The organism is Mesorhizobium sp. M7A.F.Ca.CA.004.06.1.1, assembly GCF_003999135.1.
Lineage (GTDB): Bacteria > Pseudomonadota > Alphaproteobacteria > Rhizobiales > Rhizobiaceae > Mesorhizobium.
On the sequence record NZ_RZPQ01000474.1, the window covers coordinates 1 to 4,639 of the forward strand.

At 62.8% G+C, this 4,639-nt stretch carries 2 protein-coding genes and 1 pseudogene; 1 reads left to right on the forward strand and 2 read right to left on the reverse strand.

The features are described from left to right. Together EN906_RS23700 and EN906_RS23705 are read right to left on the reverse strand one after the other, a co-directional pair. Positions 1–310, reverse strand: a pseudogene (locus EN906_RS23700) (EamA/RhaT family transporter); the annotation flags it as partial. Further along, positions 307–2,613 (reverse strand): xanthine dehydrogenase family protein molybdopterin-binding subunit, encoded by a 2,307-nt coding sequence (locus tag EN906_RS23705; protein ID WP_127270973.1) that lies wholly within the window; start codon positions 2,611–2,613, stop codon positions 307–309. The gene EN906_RS23705 and the pseudogene EN906_RS23700, both read right to left, overlap by 4 nt. A gap of 156 nt (positions 2,614–2,769) precedes the next feature. Here EN906_RS23705 and pepN point away from each other — a divergent pair. Then, positions 2,770–4,639 (forward strand): aminopeptidase N (gene pepN, locus EN906_RS23710; protein ID WP_127375421.1); only part of this gene is annotated, 1,870 nt, incomplete at its 3' end.

Consider the following 4,639-nt stretch of genomic DNA (forward strand, 5'->3'; position numbering starts at 1 on the left):
CAAAAAAGCCGAGCCCCATGGCGCAGACGCCGACCAGGCCGCGGGCGATGTGGTTGAACGGACGCTTGGTGGTGAAGGCAGTGCCGAGTTCTTTCCTGAAGGCCAGGAAGGCGATGATCGGGAAAATAGCGAAGAAAGAGCGGAAGAAGACAATCTGGCCGGCCGGAACCGTGCCTGCGGCTTTGATGCAGGTCTGCATGCCGACGAAGACCGCCACCGACACGATCTTGAACATGATGCCGGTTAGCGTGTCGTGCCCGCCGGCATCACCGCTGGCTGTGGCCGGGGGGCTGCCGGGGCCTGCTGTCACGCTCCCGACGCTTCTCGGATGGTCGCCCAGATACGCGCCGGCGTTGCCGGCATGTCGATGTGCTTGACGCCATAAGCGCGCCAGAGCGCGTCGGTCACCGCATTGAGCGCCGCCGGGGTCGAGCCGATGGTGCCGGCCTCGCCCGCGCCCTTGATGCCGAGTGCATTGGTGGTCGAAGGCACGTTGCGGGTCTCGAAATGGAAGAACGGGAAATTGTCGGCGCGCGGCATGGCGTAATCCATGAAGCTCGCCGTCAAAAGCTGTCCGTCCTCGCCATAGATGGTGTCCTCGGTCAGTGCCTGGCCGATGCCTTGCACGACGCCGCCATGCACCTGGCCGGCGAGCAGGATCGGGTTCACGGTGACGCCGAAATCGTCGACGATGGTGTAGCGGACGATCTCGGTCGCGCCGGTGTCGGGATCGATCTCGACCTCGCAGATATGAGTGCCGTTGGGATAGGTGCATTCGTCCTGCACGAACTCGCCAAAGCCCTTGAGATCATCCGGCGTCTTGGCGGCCTTGGCGATGGCGGAAAAATCGATCGAGCGATCGGTGCCGACGATGCGGGCAACACCATCAGACAGCTCAATGTCGCCGGCCGAGGCTTCAAGCTCGTCGGCGGCGATGCGCTTGATCTTGTTGGCCAGATCCTCGCCCGCGCGGGAAGCCGATACACCCCCCAGCGGTATGGAGCGCGAGCCGCCGGTGCCGCCGCCGGCTTTCAATTCATCGGTATCGCCCTGGCGGACATGGATCTTGTCGATGTCGAGATTGAGCTTTTCCGACAGGAACTGCGCATAGGCGGTGGCATGCCCCTGCCCGTTGGTCTGGGTGCCGATCTTCAGCGTCACCGTGCCATCGCCGTTGAGTTCGACGAAGGCCGGTTCGGAGCCCGGAAAGGCACAGGCCTCGATATAGGTCGCCATGCCGAGGCCGCGGATTTTTCCGCCGGCCTTCGATTGCGCCAGCCGCTCGGGAAACGCTTTCCATTCGGATTGCTCAATAGCGCGCTCCATATGGCCTTCGAATTCACCGGTGTCGTAGAGGCGGCCGGTTTGCGTCCGGTAGGGAAATTGCTCCGGCCGGATGAAGTTGCGGCGGCGGATCTCCTCGACAGGCAGGCGGAGATCGTGGGCGCAGGCATCGACCAGCTTTTCCAACAGGAACGCCGCTTCCGGCCGGCCGGCACCGCGATAGGCATCGACCGGGCAGGTGTTGGTGTAAAGGCCGGTGACCGAGACATCGAGCGCCTGGATATCGTAGACACCGGTCGACATGGTGACGCCGATATAGGGGATGAACGGGCCGTATTGCGAGATATAGGCGCCGATGTTGGCGAGCAGGTCCACCTTCATGCCGAGAAAGCGGCCGTCCTTGTCGAGCGCCATCTCGGCCGTGACGAAATTGTCGCGGCCTTGCGCGTCGGTCAGGAAGTGCTCCGTGCGGTCACCGGCCCATTTCACCGGGCGGCCAAGCCGCTTTGCCGCTTCCAGCACCAGCGGATATTCGCGGTAGACGAAGCTCTTCGGCCCGAAACCACCGCCGACATCAGGCGTGATGACGCGCAGCTGGTCCTTCTTGATCTTGAACACGCTGGCCAGGATATACTGCATGGAGTGCACGCCTTGCGACCCGGTGGTCAGCACGAAGCGCTTCTCCTCGACGTTCCATTCGCCGATCGCGGAGCGCGGCTCCATGTAGTTGCACACCAGCCGGTTGTTGACGAACTCGATGCGGGTGACATGGGCGGCCTTGGCGAAAGCCGCTTCGCTCTTTTTCTTGTCGCCCATGTGGTAGCTGAAGGCGCGGTTGGAACCAAGCTCCGGCCAGACCAGCGGCGTGCCTTCGGCCAATGCCGTTGCCGTCCCGGAGGCCGCATCTTCGCCGTCATAGTCGACATCGATCAGTTCGGCGGCATCCTGCGCCAAGGCTCGGCTGTCGGCGACGACGAAGGCAATGGCATCGCCGACATAGTTGACGCGGTCGCCGCACAGGATCGGGATGTCGCGCGTCGGAGCCTTGGTGCCGTCCGGCTGTTCCTGCATGACGCCGGATTTCAGATCGCCGAGATGGGCAAGATCCTTGCCGGTCAGCACCAGATGGACGCCAGGTGCCGTCTTCGCCGCCTCGGTCGAACCGATGGTGAAGCTGGCCTTGGCGACCGGCGAGCGCAGGACATAGCCATGCAGGACGCCAGCCGGCTGGATGTCGTCGGTATAGCGGCCCTGGCCCTGGATGAAGGCGGCATCCTCGCGCCGCAGCACGGATGCGCCCATGCCGAATTTCGGTGTGACGACGGTCATGGGTGCCTCGTGATGATGACAGGAGAAGGAACGCCTGAAATAGGCATTGCCTCAGTTTTGTCGAGGGGCCGTTTCGTGTAAAGAGCGCGGACTTCAAATTTCTTGGACCAGCGGACACAATCCGCCGCCAACGCAATCGACAGGAAAACCCACGGAATGCGCACGGACACCGGCCAGGTCTTCAAACTCGAAGACTATCGCCCCAACGACTACCTCATTCCGAAAACCGACCTTACCTTCCGCCTTTCGCCAGACGCAACGCGTGTCACCGCCGTCCTCACGATAGAGCGTCGTGACGACGTCTCCCTGTCGGCACCGTTGGTGCTCGACGGCGACGGGCTGACGCTCAAGCGCATCGAGATCGACGGCAAGAAGGTAAAACCGGCGGATCTGCTGGCGACGCCTGACCGGTTGACAATCCTCAAGCCTCCGGCGGCACGTCGCTTCCAGTTGCTCATAGAGACCGAGGTGGCGCCGGCGGGCAACGAAGCCCTGATGGGCCTCTACCGCTCGAGCAATGTCTACTGCACGCAATGCGAAGCGGAGGGCTTTCGCCGCATCACCTATTTCCTCGATCGTCCCGACATCCTGTCCGTCTACACGGTGCGCATAGAAGCAATGCGTGACGAAGCGCCGCTGCTCCTGTCCAACGGCAACCTGGTCGACAGGGGCGACCTCGGCGACGGCTGGCACTATGCAGTGTGGCACGACCCTTTTCCCAAGCCATCCTATTTGTTCGCGCTGGTGGCCGGCAATCTCGGCCAGCTTGCAGACAGTTTCGTCACGCTGTCGGGCCGCACGGTCGAACTCGGCATCTATGTCGAGCCCGGCAAGGAGAAGCTGGCCGGCTACGCGATGGATGCCCTGAAGCGGTCGATGAAATGGGACGAAGAGGCATTCGGCCGCGAATACGATCTCGACGTCTTCAACATCGTCGCCGTGTCCGACTTCAACATGGGAGCGATGGAGAACAAGGGCCTCAACATCTTCAACGACAAATATGTGCTGGCCGACCGGGAGACCGCGACGGACGCCGATTTCGCCAATATCGAGGCGATCATCGCGCATGAGTATTTCCACAATTGGACAGGCAACAGAATCACTTGCCGCGACTGGTTCCAGCTCTGCCTGAAGGAAGGCCTGACGGTTTTCCGCGACCACGAATTCTCCGCCGACCAGCGCTCGCGCGCGGTCAAGCGCATCGCCGAAGTGCGCACCTTGCGCGCCCACCAGTTTCCCGAGGACCAGGGCCCACTGGCGCATCCAGTGCGGCCGCGCCGCTACCGCGAGATCAACAATTTCTACACCGCCACGGTCTACGAGAAGGGCTCTGAAGTGGTGCGCATGATCCGCACAATTCTCGGTGCCGACGTCTTTCGCGCCGGCATGGACCTCTATTTCGAGCGGCACGACGGTGACGCGGCGACGATCGAGGATTTCATCAAGGTGTTCGAGGATGCGTCCGGCCGCGACCTGTCGCAGTTCGCGCTCTGGTATCATCAGGCAGGCACGCCGAACCTGACGATCAGTTCGACGCACAATCCGGCGGCGCAGGAATTCACGCTCGAAATCGAGCAGTCGGTACCGCCGACACCCTCCGAAAGCCGCAAGCGGCTGATGCACATCCCGCTGGCTTTCGGCCTGATCGGCGCCGGCGGCAAGCCTGTGCCATATAGCGGCGTCGAAGGCGCCAGCGTCGAGGACGGCGTCATCCATATCCGCAAGCGTCGCCACATGGTGCGGTTTTCAGGCGTCACCGAGCGCCCGGCCGTGTCGCTCAACCGCGGCTTTTCGGCGCCGGTGACATTGTCCGTCGAGCAGAAAGCCGACGACCAGTTCTTTCTCGCCCGCCATGACAGCGACGCCTTCTCGCGCTGGCAGGCCTTCAATACATTGCTGACCGATGCACTGATCACCGCCTTCCGCGAGATCCTCGGCGGCAAGCAGCCGGCCTTTGCACCGCGGCTGATCGAACTCGCCGGCAGCATCGCCGGCGACGAGACCCTGGAGCCGGCCTATCGAGCAC

Coding starts and splice junctions, on each gene's coding strand:
- EN906_RS23705 (WP_127270973.1), bottom strand. CDS start 2,613: ATGACCGTCGTCACACCGAAATTCGGCATGGGCGCATCCGTGCTGCGG.